Consider the following 18540-nt stretch of genomic DNA (forward strand, 5'->3'; position numbering starts at 1 on the left):
CGCGAAGGTGCGGTGGACCGGACAGGGAGTCACTACCGTGACCGACGTCTTCGGAGCGTCCCACAAGGACGTGCATGAGCAGGTCGTCTTCTGCGCCGACGAGCAGAGCGGCCTGCGTGCCATCATCGCCATCCACAACACGGCGCTGGGCCCGGCGCTGGGAGGCACCCGCTTCTATCCGTACGAGAACGAGCAGGCGGCGCTGGCCGACGTGCTCAACCTCGCCAGGGGCATGTCCTACAAGAACGCGCTGGCCGGCCTCGACCTGGGCGGCGGCAAGGCCGTCATCATCGGCGACCCGGCGCGCGACAAGAGCGAGGCGCTGCTGCGCGCCTACGGCAGGTTCGTCGAGTCGATCGGCGGACGCTACATCACCGCCTGCGACGTGGGCACCTACAGCGAGGACATGGACGTCATCGCCCGCGAGTCGCGCCATGTGACGGGCCGCACGCCGGCCCACGGCGGGGCCGGCGACTCGTCCATCCTGACGGCCTTCGGAGTGTTCCAGGGCATGCGGGCCTCGGCCGAGCGTGTCTACGGCACTCCGTCGCTCCACGGCAGGAGAGTCGGCGTCGAAGGGGTGGGCAAGGTGGGCCACCGCCTGGTCGAGCTCCTGCGCGAGGACGGCGCCGAGGTGGTGATCTGCGACGTCGCCCCCAAGGCGGTCGAACGCGTGCGCGCGCGCCGCCCCGAGGTCGACGTGGTGGCCGACGCCCGGGCCATGGCGCGCTCCGACATCGACGTCTTCGCGCCCTGCGCGCTGGGCGGGGTGCTCGACGACGAGATGGTCGCGGAGCTCCGCGCGAAGATCGTCTGCGGGGCGGCCAACAACCAGCTCGCGCATTCCGGCGTGGAGAAGCAACTCGCCGAACGTGAGATCGTGTACGCGCCCGACTACGTCGTCAACTCGGGCGGCGTCATCCAGGTCGCCGACGAGATCGAGGGCTTCGACATGGAGCGGGCCCGGTCCAAGGCCACGCAGATCTATGACACGACATTGAAAATTTTCGCGATAGCTGCCGACGAGGGCGTCCCTCCCGCGGTCGCAGCGGATAGGCTGGCGGAGCGCAGAATGTCGGAAGTCGGGCGGCTACGAGCCATTTGGCTGGGCGACTGACGCCCCGCGCCCATACGACGTACCGAGCTGGGCACAAAACAGGTACGGTAATAGGCGAACGATAGGCTGACGCCCGGAGTCAGGCGGCGTCAGTGTGTGGTGCGTTAGCGACGAGGGGTCGGGGACGACCCCACACGAGGGGGTCGAGCCAATGGGGCGCGGCCGAGCAAAGGCCAAGCAGGTCAAGGTTGCTCGCCAGCTGAAGTACAACAGCGGTGGCACGGATCTTGACCGTCTTCGCGACGAACTCGGGGTCGGAGACTCCAGCCGCAATGACGACGCCGACGACCTCAACGATGAGCTGGCGGATCGCTATGCCGATTACGCCGATGACTATGGCGCAGGAGACGACGACGACGGCCGTGCCGGCCGCCGATAGCCGTTCTTCTGGGTGACGTGGCGCAGGATCCGGCGTGCACGCCGGATCCTCGCTCGCACTCGTCGGGCCCCACGGGTAACCGTGGGGCTTTCGTCACGTAGGCCCGCTTTCGTGGCCGGCTCATCGAGGAGATCGGGGCGACGATCAGGTGCCCCCGCGCCGCGACCCGGTGCGGCCTGGCAGCGCTCGCGTGACGGGGCCCGCCTTCGGGACGGAGCGCGAGGTCGCTCCGATGGCGTGCGTCCCGTGTGCGATCATCCGGAACCCAGGACCTGTACGAGCCCGAGGCGGACGCCCTCCGTGGCTAATGCGTCAAGGGCGAGGTCCTACCATTAGGCGCATGGATCTGCTGACGGGCGAGCCCCTCGCACTCGACCTGGTCAACACGGGCGTCCGCACCCCGTCGGGTGGCGACCGCGACGCCCTGGCGACCGCGGAAGGCCTTCATGCCTGGCTCGCCAAGCAGGTCGGCCGGCTGGCCGTCCCCGAGGCCGCGCTCGGCCCCGGCGCCCCGGCCGCCGTCCGCGACCTGCGCGGCCACGTGGAGCGGGCCCTGGAGGCGGCGCGCCAGGCCGCACCGCCACCGCCCGAGGCGATCGACGCGCTCAACCAGGCACTTCGCGTCGCCCCCGCGTATCCCCGCGTGGAGGTGCGGGGCGCGGTGCTGCGCCGCGGCACGGCGCGCGACGGCCCGCCGCTCGACCGCCTCCTGACCGAGCTGGCCGAGGCCGCGGTGACCCTGCTCACCGACCCCGACGTCGGCAAGGTGCGTGGCTGCGAAGGGCCGGGATGCCACCTGCTCTTCCTCCCGGCCCACCCGCGACGTCGCTGGTGCTCGCCCGACCTGTGCGGCAACCGCGTCCGCGTGGCCCGCTATTACCGGCGGCACAAGTGACCGGTCAGCGATAGCGCGCCCGGCCCTCGCCGGGGACGACCTCGCCCAGCACCCAGGCGCCGACGCCACGGGCCGCCAGCACCCTGAGGGCCTCGTCGGCCGAGCCGGCGGCCACCACGGCGGCCATGCCGACCCCCAGGTTGAACGTACGGTCCATGTCGTGCTGCGCGATCGAGCCGTGGCCCGCGAGCACCCCGAAGACGGCCGGCGGCGTCCACGACGAGCGGTCGAGCAGCGCGTCGAGGTGGCCGGGCAGCGACCTCGACAGATTGCTCTCGATGCCGCCGCCCGTGATGTGGGCGTAGGCGTGCACCTCGGCGGAGCGCGCCAGCTCCAGGCAGTCGAGGGAGTAGATCCGGGTCGGCTCCAGCAGTTCCTCGCCCAGCGGCCGCCCCAGCTCGGGCAGCTCGGCGTCGAGGGAGAGCGAGGACTCCCGCAGCACGTGCCGCACCAGCGAGTAGCCGTTGGAGTGCACGCCCGAGGACGCCAGCCCGAGCACCACGTCGCCGGCGCGCACCCGCGCGGGCCCCAGGAGGCCGGCGGCCTCGACGACGCCGGTGCCGGCGCCCGCGAGGTCATATTCGTCCGGGCCCATCGCCCCCGGATGCTCGGCGGTCTCCCCGCCCACCAGCGCGGCCCCGGCCAGCCGGCAACCCTCGGCCACACCGCCGACGATCTCCGCGACGCGCTCGGGCACCACCTTCCCGCAGGCGATGTAGTCGGTCATGAACAGCGGCTCGGCCCCGCAGACCACGAGGTCGTCGAGGACCATGCCGACCAGGTCGATGCCGATCGTGTCGTGCTTGCCGTAGCGCTGGGCGATCATGACCTTGGTGCCGACGCCGTCGGTGGAGGAGGCCAGCAGCGGCCGCTGGTAGCGCAGCAGGGCCGAGGCGTCGAACAGGCCGGCGAAGCCGCTGGCGTCGTCGACCACCTCGGGCCGGCGCGCCCGCGCCACCCTGTCCTTCATCAGCGCGACCGCCCGGTCGCCGGCCTCGATGTCGACCCCGGCGGCCTCGTAGGTGCTCATGCCTTGCTCTCCAGGACGAACTTGCCCACGTTGTCCTCGTCGACGGGAATGGGGTAGGAGCCGGTGAAGCAGGCCATGCAGAGGCGGTCGGTGGGAATCGTGGTGGCTTTGGTCAGGCCCTCGAGCGAGATGTAGCCGAGCGAGTCGGCGCCGAGCGAGGCGCGGATCTCCTCGACCGTCAGCGAGCCCGCGATCAGCTCGGCCCTGGTGGCGAAGTCGATGCCGTAGAAGCACGGCCAGGCCACCGGCGGTGAGGAGATGCGGACGTGCACCTCCTTCGCGCCGGCCTCGCGCAACATCCTGACGATGGCACGCTGGGTGTTGCCGCGCACGATCGAGTCGTCCACGACCACCAGGCGCTTGCCCTCGACGACCTCGCGCAGCGGATTGAGCTTCAGCCGGATGCCGAGCTGGCGGATGGTCTGCGAGGGTTCGATGAACGTGCGGCCGACGTAGGAGTTCTTCACCAGGCCCTGGCCGTAGGGGATGCCGCTCTCCTGCGCGTAGCCGACGGCGGCCGGCGTGCCGGACTCGGGCGTCGGGATGACCAGGTCGGCCTCCACCGGGTGCTCGCGGGCCAGCACGCGGCCCACCTCGACCCTGGTGACCTGGACGCCGCGCCCGGCGATGGTGGTGTCGGGGCGGGCGAGGTAGACGTACTCGAACAGGCAGCCCTTCGGCTCGGCCAGCGCGAACCTGCGCGAGCGCACGCCGCGCTCGTCGATGGTGAGCAGCTCGCCCGGCTCGATCTCGCGGACGAACGTGGCGCCCACGATGTCGAGCGCCGCCGTCTCCGAGGCCACCACCCAGCCCCGCTCCAGCCGGCCCAGGACCATCGGGCGCACACCCTGCGGGTCGCGGGCGGCATAGAGCGTCGTCTCGTCCATGAAGACCAGCGAGTAGGCGCCCTTGACCTGCGGGAGCAGCTCGGCGGCGGCCTCCTCGACCGTGCGCGTGCGGTCCTGGGCGAGCAGCGAGGTCAGGACCTCGGTGTCGGTGGTCGCCCGGGTGGAGCCGGGGGCCAGGCGCTGCGCCAGCTCCGGCGTGTTGATCAGGTTGCCGTTGTGGGCGAGCGCGAGACCGCCGACCTCGGTCGAGCTCAGCGTGGGCTGCGCGTTCTCCCACACGCTGGATCCGGTGGTGGAGTAGCGGCAGTGGCCGATGGCCAGGTGGCCGCGCAGGGTGCCCAGCACCGACTCGTCGAAGACCTGGGCGACCAGGCCCATGTCTTTGTAGACGAGGATGCGGCTGCCCTCGCTGACCGCGATGCCCGCGGACTCCTGGCCGCGGTGCTGCAACGCGTACAGCCCGTAGTAGGTGAGTTTGGACACTTCCTCGCCTGGCGCCCAGACGCCGAAGACGCCACAGGCGTCTTTGGGAGCGTGGTCTTGGGGGTCCAGGTCATGGCCGAGACGGCCGTCGCCCTTCAGCACATACCTCAGTCTAGGTCGGCGGCTTCCGTGCTCGCACACTCGGGTCGGGGGTCAGCCCGTGTGGACTGACCTGCCCGCATTGGAGCCGTCGCGGATGATCTCCCCGGTGAGGTTGCGGTTGTCCGCCGAACCGAGGAAGACGATCAGCGCCGCCATGTCGTCAGCCGTGCTCAGCCTGCGGGTGGGTGTCCTGGACGCGATCTCGTCCAGCAGGTGCTGGGGGATCGGGCGCTGGGCTCCGGTGATGGTGAGTCCGGCCACGGCCACGTTCACCAGGATGCCGTCCGCGCCCGCCTCCCATGCCAGGGCGCGGGCCATGCCGTGCAGCGCCATCTTCGCGGTGCCGTACGGGCCGGGGCCCGGCTGTCCTTCCTCGGCCGCCCCCGAGGAGACCAGCACGATCCGGCCGAACTTCCTGCGCCGCATCTGCGGCAGCACCGCCTGGATCAGCAGGGCGTTGCCGACCACGTTGGCGTGCAGGGCGGCGGACCACTCGGCGGCCGGCACGTCCTCGAACGCCATGCCGCCGGGCATGACGGTGCCCCAGCGGACGGCGTTGGCCACGAGCGCGTCCACCGGGCCGGCCGCGGAGACGGCGGGCGCGACGGTCGCGTGGTCCTCCAGATCCAGGTGTACGGCCGCGGCCTCGCCGCCCTCCTCCTCGATCCGCTTGACCACCTCGGCGGCGCGGTCGGCGCCCGAGTTGTACGTGATCGTGACCCGGGCGCCGGCCCGGGCGTAGGCGAGCGCGGTGGCGGCGCCGATGCCGGACGAGCCGCCGGTGACCAGTGCGTGCATGAGAGCCTCTTCTCTTGGATTAGCCGACTAATTAGCCAGCTAACTAGAAGAGTGGAGCGGACGCAAGGAGCTTTCGCCCGTAGGGGAAACGTCAGGGCATGGCGCGGCGGATCAGCTGCACGAGCAGGTCACGCTCGCCGGGATCGAAACCGCGCAGGAGGTCCTCGTCCATCGCGGTCCAGATCTCCTCAACGGGCTCGCGCAGCGCCTTGCCCGCGCCGGTGAGATGGACGCGGGAGATCCTCGGCCGGGCGGGGTCGGGAATCCGGTAGACGAAGCCCGCGCGCTCCAGGCGCTGGAGGGTCTTGGTGACGGTGGGAGGCTCGACGCCCAGCCGGGCGATGAGCTCGGCCTGCGTCAGGCCGTCCTCCTTCCACAGCTGGTTGAGCAGCATCTCCTGCCCCACGTGCAGGCCGAGCGGGGCCAGCGCGGCGGCCATCCGGTTGCGATGCGTCTTCACGACCTTGATCAGCGCATACGACAGGGTCTCGTCCAGCATCCCCCCATCTTGCCTGCGGGCAGGGCCTTTGGCGCATGGTGACCCAAGGATGAGCGGCCTCTTACCGTGTCGTTCGGTTTAGGCGTCGCCCTGCGCGAAAGGGTGAAGTATCCGGCATGTAGACCCGTCGGGAGACGCAGACGTGACCACACCTGGGGACCCGGACGAGACCCGCCGCGGGCAGGATCCGCACGAGGGCCGTCCGGAAGAGGGCGCGCCCCGCCACGTTCCGCCGCAACACGAGCCCGAGTGGTGGCGTGAGGGCACGCTGGAGGAAGAGGAACAGAGGCCCGCGCTCAGACCGTACGAGCCGGGGCCCACGGGCGGTGACCGGCCTGCTGAGGAGTGGTCCGCCGATGTGCCCGGCGCCGGTCCCACCGGCGGCGCGTCGCCGGACGTGCCCGAGCCCTCCGGCGGGCGTGCAGGAGGCGGCGGCGCCGAGTCCATGGGCGCCAGCGGTGAGTTCGGCAACGCGGAGCCCGAGAGCCCCGAACCGCGGGGCGAGGGCGCGGGGCCGCGGGGTGAGGGCGGCGGGCCGCGGGGTGAGGGCGGCGGGCCGCAGGGCGAAGGCGCCGGTCGGCAGGGTGAGGGCGCCGGTGAGGAGGGCGAGGAGCCGATCGCTCCCGCGCCACCCATCGTGCCGCGTCCGGACGTGCCGCCCACGCACGAGCCCAGACCCGTCGGCGAACCCCGCCATCCCGACCTGCCCACCTCGCCGGAGGTACCGCAGCCGACAGGGGGTGACGCCGAGGAGACCCAGGCGTTCCCGATCCCTGGTGGCACGCCGCCGTACCCGGGCTGGACGTCCACCCCGTCAGAGGGGGAGCGGCCGGGCAGGCCCGCGCCGTCGCGCTACGAGCAGGGTGATGACCAGCCGGGCTTCGTGCCACCGGCAGGTGGCGCGCCCGGAGGACCCCCGTCACCAGAGAGCGGCGCCCCGGCTCAGGAGGGTCGCCCAACCCCCGAAGGCCAGGAGGGCTGGCAGGGCCAGGAGGGCTGGCAGGGTCAGGAGGGCTGGCGGAGCGAGGAACGGCGGCAGGGCCAGGAAGGGTGGCCGGGCCCGGAGGGCCGGGGTGGGACGCCGTACCAGGCCGGGGGCACGCCGCGGGACGACGAGCCGACCGTGCCGGGCACGGTGCCCTCCAGCCCGTACGGTGGCCCGCCCGGCTACGGCCCTGGCCCCGAGTCCCCGTACGGCATGCCGGGAGCCGGTTACCAGCAGGCCAAGCCGGGCAGCGGCCTGGCCACCGCCTCGCTCGTGCTGGGCGTGGCCAGCCCGTTCCTGGTGTTCGTGTGCTTCACGGGTGTGATCACCGCCATCCTGTCGATAGTCTTCGGCTGCGTGGCCCTCGCCAAACGCGCCGGTAAGGGCCGCGCCATCGCCGGCGTCGTGCTGAGCGTCCTGTCGCTGATCCTGTTCGCGATCGTGGCCATCTGGTTGTGGAACGTGGCGCAGCAGTGCGCCGGACTCCCCAGTGACCTCGCCGACCGTTGTTTCGAGAGCCAGTTTCCCTGGATGGGCGGCGGCGGTTAGAGCGGCAGGTGCGCTGACAGGTCGGCGCGGGCCCCGCTGGCGGAGATGGCGCCGCTGGCCAGAGCATCGGCCCAGGTGAGGCGGCCGAGCGCGAGCTCGATCCACGTGCGGCCGTCCATCTCGACCACGTTGGGCGGGGTGCCGCGCGTGTGGCGGGGCCCGGCGACGGCCTGTACGGCCGCGTACGGGGGCACGCGGACCTCGACGGTCCTGCCGGGCGCGGCGGTCGCCAGCCGGTCGAGCAGGTGGCGCACCGCCTGCCTGGCCGCGTCGCGTTCGGGCTTCAGCCCTCGGTCGTAGGCGGCCAGCACGGCGGCCACGAGCGCGTCGGGCAGGGCGGAGGCGGGTCCGTCGTAGGGGGGTTCGTCGAGGGCGACGAGCTGGCCGTCGAGGGCCGTTCTCAACTTTTCCTGGTCGAGCTTGCGTGGTGGCACGCGACCATTGTCTCCCCGGGAAGCGTTCATCGTGACGGAGGCCTTCGTTCACCTGTGGTTTCGCCGGTGGCCGTAGCGTTCCCGGCCGTACGACCGCACTTCGATGGAGGACCTGTGTCGAACCCCGAAGCGGGAGGTCGGCTGCTTCCGCTGATCTCCACCCCGCACAATGGTGGCCGATCCGCGCTGACGTGTCAGTTCCGCTGCGGCAACGCGTGCGCGCATGAGGTGGCCAACACCACCGGCAACGCCTATTTCGGCGACGTGGTGAAGGAGGCGCTGTCGCGGCGCGGCGTGCTGCGCGCCGGGGCGCTGGGCGCGCTCGTGGCGGGGGTGGGAGCGGCGGGGGCGGCTCCGGCGCTGGCCGCGGAGCCCGGGCCGGTGGCCGGGGGTCGACCCGGTGGTGGACCCGGTGGTGGACCCAGTGGTGGACAGGGCGGGCGGGGCGGCGACCTCCGTTTCACGCCGGTGCGGCCGAACAAGGACGACAAGCTGACCATCCCGGAGGACTACCGCTCCTCGGTGGTCGTGCGGTGGGGCGACCCGGTGTTGCCGGACGCGCCGGCGTTCGACTTCGACAACCAGAGCGCCGAGGCGCAGAGCAAGCAGTTCGGCTACAACTGCGACTACGTGACGATGTTCCCGATGGGCCGCGACCGGGCGCTGCTCTGGGTGAACCACGAGTACACCGACGAGAACCTGATGTTCCGCGACTACCCGGGCGGCGCGCAGGCCACGGAGGAGCAGATCAGGATCGGCCTGGCCGGGCACGGCGGGTCGGTCGTGGAGATCGAGCGGGAGGGCCGCGCCGGCGAGTGGAAGCTGGTCACCAAGGGGCGTCGCCGCTACAACCGGCGCATCACCGCCGAGACCCCCATGCGGTTCTCCGGGCCGGCGGCGGGCGGCGACCTGCTCAGGACGGACGCCGACCCCGAGGGCCGCAAGCCCATCGGCATGCTGAACAACTGCGCGGGCGGCACGACCCCGTGGGGGACGGTGCTGACCGCCGAGGAGAACTTCGACCAGTACTTCGTCAACGGCGACAAGGTGCCGGCGAAGCAGAAGCCGTACGTCGAGCGCTACACGATCGCGGAGGGCACGCCGGAGATCAGCCGCCGCTTCGACCGGGTCGACGAGCGTTTCGACCTGGCCAGGCACCCGCACGAGTGCAACAGGTTCGGGTGGATCGTGGAGATCGACCCGTTCGACCCCGACTCCACGCCGGTCAAGCGCACCGCGCTCGGCCGGTTCAAGCACGAGGCGGCCACCACGACGCTGGCCCGGGACGGCCGCCTGGTCGTCTACATGGGTGACGACTCGCGTTTCGAGTACATCTACAAGTTCGTCTCGAAGGAGCGCTACCGGCAGGGGGCCGACCGGCACAACCGCGACCTGCTCGACGAGGGCACCCTGTACGTCGCCAGGTTCACCGGCGACAGTCAGGAGAAGGAGATCGACGGGTCCGGCAAGCTGCCAGGTGACGGCGAGTTCGACGGCTCAGGCGAGTGGATCCCGCTGGTCTCGGGCGACAGGTCGTACGTGAAGGGCATGACCGCGGAGGAGGTGCTCGTCTACACGCGGGTGGCGGCCGACAAGGTGGGCGCGACCAAGATGGACCGTCCCGAGGACATGGAGCGCAACCCGGTCACCGGCGGCGTGTACGTCGCGCTGACCAACAACTCCGACCGCACCGCTGCCCAGGCGGACGAGGCCAACCCGCGCGCCGCCAACAAGCACGGCCACGTCCTGGAGATCGTCGAGCGGCGCGACGACGCCGGGGCGAAGAGGTTCTCCTGGTCGGTGCCGCTGGTCTGCGGCGACCCGAACGACGCGAACACCTATTTCGCCGGTTACGACAAGAAGAAGGTCTCGCCGATCTCCTGCCCGGACAATGTGACGTTCGACCGCGACGGCAACCTGTGGATCTCCACGGACGGCAACGCGCTCGGCACCAACGACGGGCTGTTCGTGATGCCGGTACGCGGCAGGGAGCGCGGCCATCTGCGCCAGTTCCTCACGGTTCCGGTCGGCGCCGAGACGTGCGGCCCGATGGTCACGAAGGACCAGCGCAGCGTGTTCGTCGCGGTGCAGCACCCCGGCGAGATCGACGGGGCCAGCCCGGACAATCCGGGCAGCCGCTGGCCCGACGGCGACCAGCCGCGCCCGTCGGTGGCGGTCGTCTGGCACGAGAAGGGCCTGAAGATCGGCTCTTGACCTCAAGTTAACCTGAGGCTCTAATCTCCATGCCATGAGCATGGAAATGACCGCGTGGCACCAGCTGTATTCGATGAACAACCGTCAGGAGCGTCGCTCTGTCTCCAGGGCGACGCTCCGGCGTATCGCCGCCTTCGCCCGCCCGCACCGGCGGAGGATCACGCTGTTCCTGCTGCTCAGCGTGGTGATGGCGGGCCTGGCGGTGGGCTCGCCGCTGCTGGCGGGACGGGTCATTGACGCGATCTTCAACGCCGAGCCGCTGAGCGTGGTGGTCGTGGTGGCGCTGATGATCGCGGGCCTGGCCGTCGCGGAGGCCGGGATCGGGCTGCTCAACCGGTGGCTCTCCGCGGGACTGGGGGAGAGCCTGATCCTCGACCTGCGCACGGCCGTCTTCGACCACGTGCAGCGCATGCCGATCGCGTTCTTCACCAGGACCCGTACGGGGGCGCTGGTCAGCCGGCTCAACAACGACGTCATCGGCGCGCAGCGGGCGTTCACCGACACCCTGTCCAGCGTGGCGGGCAACATCGTGACGCTCGCGCTGACCCTCGTCGCGATGGTCGCCATCTCCTGGCAGATCACGCTGCTCGCGCTGCTGCTCCTGCCCGTGTTCATCGTGCCCGCGCGGCGCATGGGCACCCGGATCGCCCGGCTGCGGCGCGAGGCCGCCGACCACAACGCCGCCATGGGCAACCAGATGACCGAGCGGTTCTCCGCGCCCGGCGCGACCCTGGTCAAGCTGTTCGGCCGCCCCGCGCACGAGTCCGCGGAGTTCGGCTCCCGGGCCCGCAGGGTGCGCGACATCGGCGTACGCACCGCCATGACGCAGACGGTCTTCGTGACCGCGCTGACGCTGGTGTCGGCGCTCGCCCTGGCCCTCGTGTACGGGCTCGGCGGCTTCCACGCGCTGCGCGGCCAGCTCGCCCCCGGCGCGGTGGTGTCGATGGCCATGCTGCTCACCCGCCTGTACGCCCCGCTGACCGCGCTGGCCAGCGCCCGCGTGGACGTCATGAGCGCGGTCGTCAGCTTCGAGCGCGTCTTCGAGGTGCTCGACCTCAAGCCGCTCATCCAGGAGAAGCCCGACGCCCGCGAGGTGCCCGAGGGCCCCGTGTCGGTCGAGTTCGACGACGTGCGCTTCGCCTACCCGTCGGCGGACAAGGTCTCGCTCGCCTCGCTGGAGGAGGTCGCCACGCTGGACACGCGCGGCGGCGTCGAGGTGCTGCACGGTGTCTCGTTCCGGGCCGAGCCCGGCCAGATGGTGGCGCTGGTCGGCTCGTCCGGCGCGGGCAAGTCCACGATCGCGCAGCTCCTGCCCAGGTTGTACGACGTCGACGCGGGCGCCGTCCGGCTCGGCGGCGTCGACGTGCGCGACCTGACCGCCGACTCGATCCGCGACACGCTCGGCATGGTCACCCAGGACGGCCACCTGTTCCACGACACGATCAGGGCCAACCTGCTCCTGGCCGCGCCGGAGGCGAGCGAGGACGACCTGTGGGACGCGCTCACCAGGGCCCGGCTGGCCGCGCTGATCGAGTCGTTGCCCGACGGGCTCGACACGGTGGTGGGCGAGCGCGGTTACCGGCTGTCGGGCGGCGAGCGGCAGCGCCTGACGATCGCCCGGCTGCTGCTGGCCAAGCCCCGGGTGGTGATCCTGGACGAGGCCACGGCCGCGCTCGACTCCACGTCGGAGGCGGCCGTTCAGGCGGCGCTCGGCGAGGCGCTGGAAGGCCGTACGGCCGTGGTGATCGCTCACCGGCTGTCCACGATCCGCGCCGCCGACGTCATCCTGGTGATCGAGGACGGCCGGGTGGTCGAGCGCGGCACGCACGCCGAACTGCTGGAGTCCGCGGGCCGCTACGAGGAGCTGTACCGCACTCAGTTCGCGGAGCCCGCGGTGGCCGAGGCGGTGGCCTGAGGCCCGGCGGGTTCGGCGGGCTCGTGCCGGGGGGCGTGCTTGCGCAGCGAGTGGAGCGCGACCGGGATGCCCGCCAGCATCGCGACCGCCGCGACGACGAGGGTGAACCGGTAGCCGTCGAGGAAGGCGAGCAGCGGCGCCCGGTCGCTTGCGGCCTGCCTGGCGCTCAGGATCGCGCCCAGCACCGTGATGCCGAGCAGCCCGAACACCTCACGTGACACGTTGAGCATGCCCGAGGCCACGCCCGACCTGTCCTTGGGCATCCCGTCGAGCACCGCGGCGGTCAGGGGCACCAGCATGCCGCCGCCCAGGCCGTACAGCAGGAACCAGGGGAGGACGTCCATGTAGCCGCCGCCGGCGCCGACGCGGGAGATCAGGAAGATCGCCACGCCCATGAGCGCCATCCCGAGCCCGACCGTGCGCCCGAGGCCGAGCCGGCCGCTGATGCGCTGCGACGCCATCGCGACCACGGCCATGACGAGCGCCATCGGCACGAACGCGGCGCCGGCCTCGGTGGGGGAGAAGCCCAGCACGTTCTGCAGCCACAGCGCGCTGAAGAAGTAGATCCCGAACACGCCGAACGACCAGATCCCGCTGGTGAGGAGCCCGCCGCTGAACACCCGCGAGCGGAACAACGCCATCGCCACCATCGGCTCGGCGGCCCGCGACTCGGCCAGCAGGAACGCCGCGCCCGCCACTGCCGACACGCCGAACGCGGCCAAAATCGGGGGCGAGGTCCAGCCGGCCGCCTCCCCTTCGATGAGCGCGTACGTCAGGGCGGCCAGGGCGACGGCGGAGGTGGCCAGGCCGGGCAGGTCGAGGCTGCGGCGTACCCGCGTGAAGGCGGGCCTGACCGCCCAGAGCGCGAGGCCGAAGGCCGCCAGCCCGAGCGGGACGTTGACCAGATAAATCCAGCCCCAGTGCAGGTGTTCGCTGATGAAGCCGCCGGCGAACGGGCCGAACGCCATGGAGAGCGCCCCCGCGGAGCTCCAGATGCCCACCGCCCGGCCGCGTTCGCCGGGGTCGGGGAAGATCTGGCCGATCAGCGCCAGCGCCGTGGGCGTGAGCAGCGCCGCGCCGACGCCCTGGACGGCTCGCGCGGCGATGAGCGTCGCACCCGTGGTCGCCAGGCCGGCGGCCAGCGAGGAGAACGTGAAGATCGTCAGGCCGCCCAGGAAGACGCGGCGGGCGCCGTACACGTCGGCGAGTCGGCCGCCGGCCAGCATGAGCCCCGCGAAGAGCAGGATGTACGAGCTCACGATCCACTCCAGGTCGGAGATCGACAACCCGAGCTCCCGCTGGATCGTCGGCAGGGCGACGTTCCCCACGTTGTTGTCCAGGTACGTCATGAACGTCCCCAGAGTCAGCGCGCCAAGCGCCCACCATCGCACGACATTTCCTCCTATACATCGTACTTGTACGCCGTATAGTTAGAGCATGTACGTCGTATAGTTGTCAACCGTGACAAGAAAACTGACCGCGCCGGCGATCGCGGAGCGGGCCCTGGAGATCGGCGACGCCGAAGGGCTCGAAGCCGTCACGATCCGGCGGCTCGCCTCCGACCTGGGCGTCACCCCGATGGCTCTCTACTGGCACTACAAGAACAAGGAGCAGCTGATCATCGGCATGGCCGACCACCTGATCGGCGGCTTCGCGCCCAAACCGGCCGACGAGCGCCCGTGGCAGGAGCAACTGCGCGACCTGACCGAGGGCCTGATCCACACCCTGCGCACACACCCCTGCGCCAAGCACGTGATCGAGCACATCGACGCCGTCACGGTGCCCAGCTTCCTGGCCGTCTGGGACCAGGCGCTCAGGCTGACCCGCGCGGCCGGGTTCAGCGTGGAGGAGAGCTGCCTGATCACGCAGTACCTGCTGAACAGCGCCATCGCCATCGCCGATGCTCCGGTCAACCAGCAGGCCTCCGGTGCGGACGAGGCGCAGCGGGTCAAGCGCAAGCGGCTCGACCTGCAGTCACTGCCCGTCGAGAGCTACCCGCACCTGGTGGAGATGGCCGCCCCCCTGGTCGAGCGGAAAGACCCGCACCTGTACGACACGTTCGGCGTCGACCTGGTGCTCAGCGGCATAGAAGCGCTGGCGGCCCGGCGTTAGAGTCGTGATTCATGGCCTTCGAGCTGATCTGCGAGATCGAACCCCCGACCAAGCCCGATCTGAAGCACGTCAGGCACCAGATCGGCACCATGAGCAAGCTCGCCCACGCCTTCCTCATCCCCGACAACCACATCGGCCGCGCGACCGTGTCGAGCGTCGCGGTGGCGCACGAGGTCGAGGCGATGGGCGGGCGCGGCATCGCCTGCCTCAACTCGCGCGACCGCAACCTGCTCGGCTTCCGCCGTGACCTGCTGACGGCGGCCGCGTACGGCGTGGAGCAGTTCCTGTTCGTCTACGGTGACAAGCCGGCGAGCGGCAACCGTACGAGCGATCTCACGGTGCGCTCGATGATCGCCGAGGCCAGGGAGTTCTCGCCCGGCTCCCGCCTGGGCGCCGCCGCGGGGCTGCGCCCGCTGCCGGCCTGGAAACGCGCGGCCGACTTCCTCTTCCTCCAGGTCTCCTTCTCGGTGGAGGCGCAGCTGCGCTGGCGCGAGGCGCACCCGGTGGACGCGCCGGTCTACGCGGGCGTCATGGTGCTGGCCAGCGCCAATCACGCTAGCGGCCTGGCCGCCGCGATCCCCGACATCGCGCTGCCCGAGGCCCTGGTGGAGCAGGTGGCCGCCGACCGCCAGGCGGGCGTGGAGGCGGCCTGCGAGCAGGTGCTGGCCCTGCGTGACTCCGGCGCCTTCGACGGCGTGCACCTCATCCCCGTCTCCCGCTACCGCGACGTCGAACGCCTGCTCGCCCCCGCCCTCAGATGAGACCTAGTCTCAGTATGAGAGCGCGATCAAGCTCCGCGACCTCATGCGCTTCGAGCCCGCCCTTGAAGTCGCCCAGCCTCGACGGCGGCACGGAATAGATCTGGTCCGTCAGCACACGCGATTTCGTCCCCTTGAACTCGATCTCGGGCCGGTAGATCGCCGGCCCGGCGCTTGTCGAGGTCGGCGCGACGGTGATCGTGCTGGTGGTGAAGCTGTCCGACTGGATGATCACGGCGTAGCGGCGGCCTTGCTGCTCATGATCCCGTGCTCCGGGGAGCGCTTTGATCTCATGGATCGCGCCCCGGAATATCACTCGGCTACACCTATGAAACGCTGGATCGCCAGCATCTCGGCCTGGTCGTCCGGATCGTTTCGCAGCCGATCCGCATCCGCGGCCGCCTGCTCCAGCAGCATCTCCTTGTAGGTGTGGAGTATGGCGTAACGAACGGCTTCGGATCGGCTTCTGGTCTCTCCGGCCAGTGCGCGGAGTGCCGTCTCCATCGCCTCATCAGTGCGAACGTTAAGAGTTCCCATGAACTCAGCGTAATACGATTTGTAATACACGGCGGGCTGAAGGTGCCGCGACCATTCCCGTTGAGCACGTACGACGTACGGCTGACCTGTCGCCGGGGCTAACGGGCACGCTGGCGCAGCCCTTCGACGTCGTGGATGACCACGCGCCGCCGCCCCGTCTCGATCAGGCCCCGGTCGCGCAGCGTGCGCAGCGCCTTGCTGACCGCCTCGCGGGAGGAGCCCGTCCACCCCGCGAGCTCGTCCTGCGACAGGGGCAGCGCCACGCGTACGCCGGTGGTGGTCTGCTCGCCGTAGCGTTCGGCCAGCTCCAGCAGCCGCGTCGCCACCCTGCCCGTGGTGTCGAAGGCGCCGTACTCGATGCGCTTCCTGTCGGAGTCGCGCAGGCGCTCGCTGACGAGCTTCATGAGCAGCACCGCGACGCGCCCGTGGGACTCGAGGAAGGAGACGAAGTCGCGGACGACGACGCCGGTGACCGGCTCCAGCGTGGTGACCGTGGCCGAGCGGGGCGAGCCGTCGATGGCCGACTGCTCGCCGATCAGCCCGCCGGGGCCGCGTACGGCGAGCACCACCTCGTTGCCGCCGCTCGTGTGCGAGGAGACCTTCACCCGGCCCTCCAGCAGCACAAGCACCCAGTCGGATGTGTCGCCCTCGGTGATGACGGTCGTGCCGCGGTCCCAGCGGCGCAGCCGGCCCGCCGCGCGCAGCGCCGCCGCCTCCTCGTCGGTGAGCAGGGACAGGAACTCGCCGGGCTCTGCTTTCATGGCCCGATTATGTCGGTACGGGGTGCCGCCCCTCTACGGCAGATCGGTGAGAACGTACGCCGCGACGGGTTCCTCCTTGCCCTTGAGGTTGAGCCGCCCCAGGGGCCGTACCGTCGCGTCGCGGCCCAGCTGCTTGAGCGTCGTCTCGCCGATGACGACCGTGCCGGGCTCGGCGACCCCCTGGAGCCTGGCGGCCACGTTCACGCAGTCGCCCATCGCGTTGAAGCCGCGCAGTTCGGGGCTGCCGATGTTGCCGACCAGGGCTGGGCCGGTGTTGACGCCCACGCGGAAGGTCGGCCATGCGACGTCGTCGACCCGCTTCCACGCCATCTCCTCGGCCACCTCGGCGGCTGCGCGCTGCATGTCGAGCGCGGCCCGGCAGGCGGCCCTGGCGTGATCGGCCTGCAGCGCGGGCGCGTTGAACAGGGCGAGCAGCGCGTCGCCGACGAACTGCACGATGGTGCCGCCGTTGTTGAGAACGCAGGGGACGGCCGCCGTGTGGTAGCGGTTGAGCATCTCGACGATCTCGCCGGGCGTCACCTTCTCGGAGAACGTCGTGAAGCCCTTGAGGTCGGCGAAGAGCGCGCTCAGCTCCTTCAGCTCGCCGCCGAGCGCCGCCTGACCGGGGTCGGCGAGCAGGGCGTGGGCCACGTCGGGCGACATGTACTGGTGGAACAGGGTGTGCAGTTCCTGGTAGAGGCGGGCGTTCTCCAGGGAGATGGACAGCTGCCCGGCCAGCGTGGCGGCCAGCGCCTCGTCCTGGCTGGTGCGGCCGATGGGCACCTCCAGCACGCCGGCGAGCCTGCCCTTGACGGTCAGGGGGAAGGCGAGCAGGTGGTCGCGGCGGATCGGGGTGTCGCCGTCGAACCGGTAGTCGCGCGAGCCGATCTGGGTGGTGCCGTCGGCGACCAGCCCGATCTTGACGTCGCCGTACGCCTGCCGCACCCGCTCCAGCGACGAGGCCAGCAGCTCCTGCTCGGGCAGGCCGACCCGGGTCTGGGCGCTCACCGACACCAGGGCGGCCAGCCGCTCCGACAGCGCGCGCTCGTTGGCCAGCGCCTCGCCGGCCCGGTCGAGCACCGCCGCCTGGCCCTCGTTGAGCCGAAACTTGCCCGACAGCCGGGTCGCGGCCAGCGGCTCGCCGCGGCGTACGTGCTCGACCAGCTCTTCGAGCGCCTTGTCGTAGTCCTGCTGGATGCGGCGGACGGTCGCGGACAGCGCCACCGAGTCGAACAGCCCGGCGCTCGACCCCTCCCGCCGGAACTGCAGGTAGGCGCTGTAGGCCACGAACACGAAGGCGAACGTGAGCAGCAGGTGCCACTCCCACCAGGACAGATGCCAGTTGAGCTGCGACATCCCGGCGATCATGCTCTCGGCCAGCAGCGCGTACGCCGTGATCAGGCTGATCAGCATCGCCGAGGGACGCCGCCGGTGCAGCCGGAACATCAGCACGCTCGCCGCGCCGTAGAGCAGCAGGCCGGGGATGGACGCCCAGATCAGCCAGTCGATCGGCGTGACCATGGGCGGCTCGCTGAGCGGCGTCAGCCCGGGGACCAGTGACGTGACGCCCCAGAGCACCATGATGCCGACGAGCGCGCCGCGGATGAAGTGCTGGGCGCCGAGCACGGACCTGGCCGCCGCCTCGCCCAACGGCAGGGCCGAGCCGAACGCGAACACCGCCGCGATCGACAGGCCCACCTGCTGGCCCAGGTCGAACCCCAGCGAGCCGGTCGGCAGGATGATCTTCGGGGTGGCCAGGCCGTGCAGGAAGAAGAAGCCCGCGCTGCTCAGGAAGACCATGGAGACGAGGAACAGCCGGGCGTCGTTGCGGCGCCGTGAGGCCTCGCTGACCATGACGCCGAGCACGACGTTGACCCCGGCCACCAGGATGATCATCCAGAAGTGGCTGGCGTTGTGCTGCCAGGAGATGTTGATGTGCGGCTGGCTCAGCAACAGCCAGAGGCCGAGCAGCGGCAGGACGAGGTGGATGCCCCACACCACGCCCCGCACGGGCTGGGTCGCGGGAGGCAGGTAGGAGGTCGGACCAGGGGTGGGCACAGACCGATTATCCACGCGAGATCCTCGTCGCCAATGCGTCGTTTTACGCGCTGGAAGGGCCGGTCG

General features: G+C 71.0%; 18 protein-coding genes. 8 read left to right on the forward strand and 10 right to left on the reverse strand.

What is annotated here, in order from left to right; translation table 11 throughout:
* Nucleotides 1-37: 37 nt before the first annotated feature.
* The 3 genes from ABGB14_RS45940 (at nt 38) to ABGB14_RS45950 (ending at nt 2391) form a co-directional block, all read left to right on the forward strand.
* Nucleotides 38-1117 carry a Glu/Leu/Phe/Val dehydrogenase dimerization domain-containing protein gene (locus ABGB14_RS45940; RefSeq protein WP_347650198.1) on the forward strand — a complete coding sequence of 360 codons (1080 nt, stop codon included), beginning with the start codon at nt 38-40 and terminating at the stop codon, nt 1115-1117.
* A gap of 151 nt (nt 1118-1268) precedes the next feature.
* Nucleotides 1269-1496, forward strand: coding sequence for a DUF3073 domain-containing protein (locus tag ABGB14_RS45945; RefSeq protein ID WP_132508344.1), 228 nt, complete (start codon nt 1269-1271; stop codon nt 1494-1496).
* 340 nt (nt 1497-1836) lie between these two features.
* Nucleotides 1837-2391 (forward strand): CGNR zinc finger domain-containing protein, encoded by a 555-nt coding sequence (locus ABGB14_RS45950; RefSeq protein WP_347650199.1) that lies wholly within the window; start codon nt 1837-1839, stop codon nt 2389-2391.
* Between the two features lie 4 nt (nt 2392-2395).
* Here ABGB14_RS45950 and purM read toward each other — a convergent pair whose 3' ends face one another.
* The 4 genes from purM to ABGB14_RS45970 form a co-directional block, all read right to left on the reverse strand.
* Entirely contained in the window at nt 2396-3421 is a 1026-nt protein-coding gene (gene purM / locus ABGB14_RS45955) for a phosphoribosylformylglycinamidine cyclo-ligase (RefSeq protein ID WP_347650200.1), read from the reverse strand.
* The gene (gene purF, locus ABGB14_RS45960) at nt 3418-4854 is read right to left on the reverse strand and encodes an amidophosphoribosyltransferase (protein WP_347650201.1); all 1437 of its coding nucleotides are present in this window, start codon (nt 4852-4854) and stop codon (nt 3418-3420) included. The genes purM and purF overlap by 4 nt, the downstream gene beginning before the upstream one ends.
* A 51-nt stretch (nt 4855-4905) precedes the next feature.
* Nucleotides 4906-5652, reverse strand: coding sequence for an SDR family oxidoreductase (locus ABGB14_RS45965; RefSeq protein ID WP_347650202.1), 747 nt, complete (start codon nt 5650-5652; stop codon nt 4906-4908).
* A gap of 91 nt (nt 5653-5743) precedes the next feature.
* Nucleotides 5744-6151, reverse strand: coding sequence for a MarR family transcriptional regulator (locus ABGB14_RS45970; RefSeq protein WP_347650203.1), 408 nt, complete (start codon nt 6149-6151; stop codon nt 5744-5746).
* Nucleotides 6152-6293: 142 nt separating this feature from the next.
* On the opposite strand from ABGB14_RS45970, the gene ABGB14_RS45975 reads away from it, so the two are divergent.
* The gene (locus ABGB14_RS45975; protein ID WP_347650204.1) at nt 6294-7685 is read left to right on the forward strand and encodes a hypothetical protein; all 1392 of its coding nucleotides are present in this window, start codon (nt 6294-6296) and stop codon (nt 7683-7685) included.
* On the opposite strand, the gene ABGB14_RS45980 is transcribed toward ABGB14_RS45975, so the two are convergent.
* Nucleotides 7682-8119 carry a sterol carrier family protein gene (locus ABGB14_RS45980; RefSeq protein ID WP_347650205.1) on the reverse strand — a complete coding sequence of 146 codons (438 nt, stop codon included), beginning with the start codon at nt 8117-8119 and terminating at the stop codon, nt 7682-7684. The two genes, ABGB14_RS45975 and ABGB14_RS45980, sit on opposite strands and share 4 nt — an antisense overlap.
* Before the next feature lie 114 nt (nt 8120-8233).
* Here ABGB14_RS45980 and ABGB14_RS45985 point away from each other — a divergent pair, with 114 nt between their 5' ends.
* On the forward strand, nt 8234-10333 hold the full coding sequence (locus ABGB14_RS45985) for a PhoX family phosphatase (protein ID WP_347650206.1): 2100 nt from the start codon (nt 8234-8236) through the stop codon (nt 10331-10333).
* A 34-nt stretch (nt 10334-10367) separates the two neighbouring features.
* On the forward strand, nt 10368-12248 hold the full coding sequence (locus ABGB14_RS45990) for an ABC transporter ATP-binding protein (RefSeq protein WP_347650207.1): 1881 nt from the start codon (nt 10368-10370) through the stop codon (nt 12246-12248).
* Here the strand turns inward: ABGB14_RS45990 and ABGB14_RS45995 are convergent.
* Nucleotides 12209-13639 carry a DHA2 family efflux MFS transporter permease subunit gene (locus tag ABGB14_RS45995; RefSeq protein WP_347650208.1) on the reverse strand — a complete coding sequence of 477 codons (1431 nt, stop codon included), beginning with the start codon at nt 13637-13639 and terminating at the stop codon, nt 12209-12211. The two genes, ABGB14_RS45990 and ABGB14_RS45995, sit on opposite strands and share 40 nt — an antisense overlap.
* A 70-nt stretch (nt 13640-13709) precedes the next feature.
* Between ABGB14_RS45995 and ABGB14_RS46000 the strand changes: the two genes are divergently transcribed.
* Nucleotides 13710-14360: a TetR/AcrR family transcriptional regulator C-terminal domain-containing protein gene (locus ABGB14_RS46000; protein WP_347650209.1), complete on the forward strand. Its 651-nt coding sequence runs from the start codon at nt 13710-13712 to the stop codon at nt 14358-14360.
* A gap of 11 nt (nt 14361-14371) precedes the next feature.
* Nucleotides 14372-15121, forward strand: coding sequence for a methylenetetrahydrofolate reductase (locus ABGB14_RS46005; protein ID WP_347650210.1), 750 nt, complete (start codon nt 14372-14374; stop codon nt 15119-15121).
* On the opposite strand, the gene ABGB14_RS46010 is transcribed toward ABGB14_RS46005, so the two are convergent.
* The 4 genes from ABGB14_RS46010 to ABGB14_RS46025 all read right to left on the reverse strand — a co-directional run bounded on the left by ABGB14_RS46010 (nt 15114) and on the right by ABGB14_RS46025 (nt 18474).
* Nucleotides 15114-15434: a type II toxin-antitoxin system PemK/MazF family toxin gene (locus tag ABGB14_RS46010; protein WP_347650211.1), complete on the reverse strand. Its 321-nt coding sequence runs from the start codon at nt 15432-15434 to the stop codon at nt 15114-15116. The genes ABGB14_RS46005 and ABGB14_RS46010 overlap by 8 nt on opposite strands.
* The gene (locus ABGB14_RS46015) at nt 15431-15655 is read right to left on the reverse strand and encodes a hypothetical protein (protein WP_347650212.1); all 225 of its coding nucleotides are present in this window, start codon (nt 15653-15655) and stop codon (nt 15431-15433) included. The genes ABGB14_RS46010 and ABGB14_RS46015 overlap by 4 nt, the downstream gene beginning before the upstream one ends.
* 98 nt (nt 15656-15753) lie before the next feature.
* On the reverse strand, nt 15754-16416 hold the full coding sequence (locus ABGB14_RS46020; RefSeq protein WP_347650213.1) for a Crp/Fnr family transcriptional regulator: 663 nt from the start codon (nt 16414-16416) through the stop codon (nt 15754-15756).
* Nucleotides 16417-16449: 33 nt separating this feature from the next.
* Entirely contained in the window at nt 16450-18474 is a 2025-nt protein-coding gene (locus ABGB14_RS46025) for an adenylate/guanylate cyclase domain-containing protein (RefSeq protein ID WP_347650214.1), read from the reverse strand.
* Nucleotides 18475-18540 lie beyond the last annotated feature (66 nt).

The sequence above is a fragment of the Nonomuraea sp. B10E15 genome (assembly GCF_039871615.1).
In the GTDB taxonomy this organism is placed as follows: Bacteria; Actinomycetota; Actinomycetes; order Streptosporangiales; family Streptosporangiaceae; genus Nonomuraea.

Bases quoted from the DNA above. Each gene is read 5' to 3' on its own strand.
- ABGB14_RS45945 (WP_132508344.1), top strand. From the start codon at position 1,269: ATGGGGCGCGGCCGAGCAAAGGCCAAGCAGGTCAAGGTTGCTCGCCAG.
- ABGB14_RS45950 (WP_347650199.1), top strand. From the start codon at position 1,837: ATGGATCTGCTGACGGGCGAGCCCCTCGCACTCGACCTGGTCAACACG.
- purM (WP_347650200.1), bottom strand. From the start codon at position 3,421: ATGAGCACCTACGAGGCCGCCGGGGTCGACATCGAGGCCGGCGACCGG.
- ABGB14_RS45965 (WP_347650202.1), bottom strand. From the start codon at position 5,652: ATGCACGCACTGGTCACCGGCGGCTCGTCCGGCATCGGCGCCGCCACC.
- ABGB14_RS45970 (WP_347650203.1), bottom strand. From the start codon at position 6,151: ATGCTGGACGAGACCCTGTCGTATGCGCTGATCAAGGTCGTGAAGACG.
- ABGB14_RS45990 (WP_347650207.1), top strand. From the start codon at position 10,368: ATGAGCATGGAAATGACCGCGTGGCACCAGCTGTATTCGATGAACAAC.
- ABGB14_RS46005 (WP_347650210.1), top strand. From the start codon at position 14,372: ATGGCCTTCGAGCTGATCTGCGAGATCGAACCCCCGACCAAGCCCGAT.
- ABGB14_RS46015 (WP_347650212.1), bottom strand. From the start codon at position 15,655: ATGGGAACTCTTAACGTTCGCACTGATGAGGCGATGGAGACGGCACTC.
- ABGB14_RS46020 (WP_347650213.1), bottom strand. From the start codon at position 16,416: ATGAAAGCAGAGCCCGGCGAGTTCCTGTCCCTGCTCACCGACGAGGAG.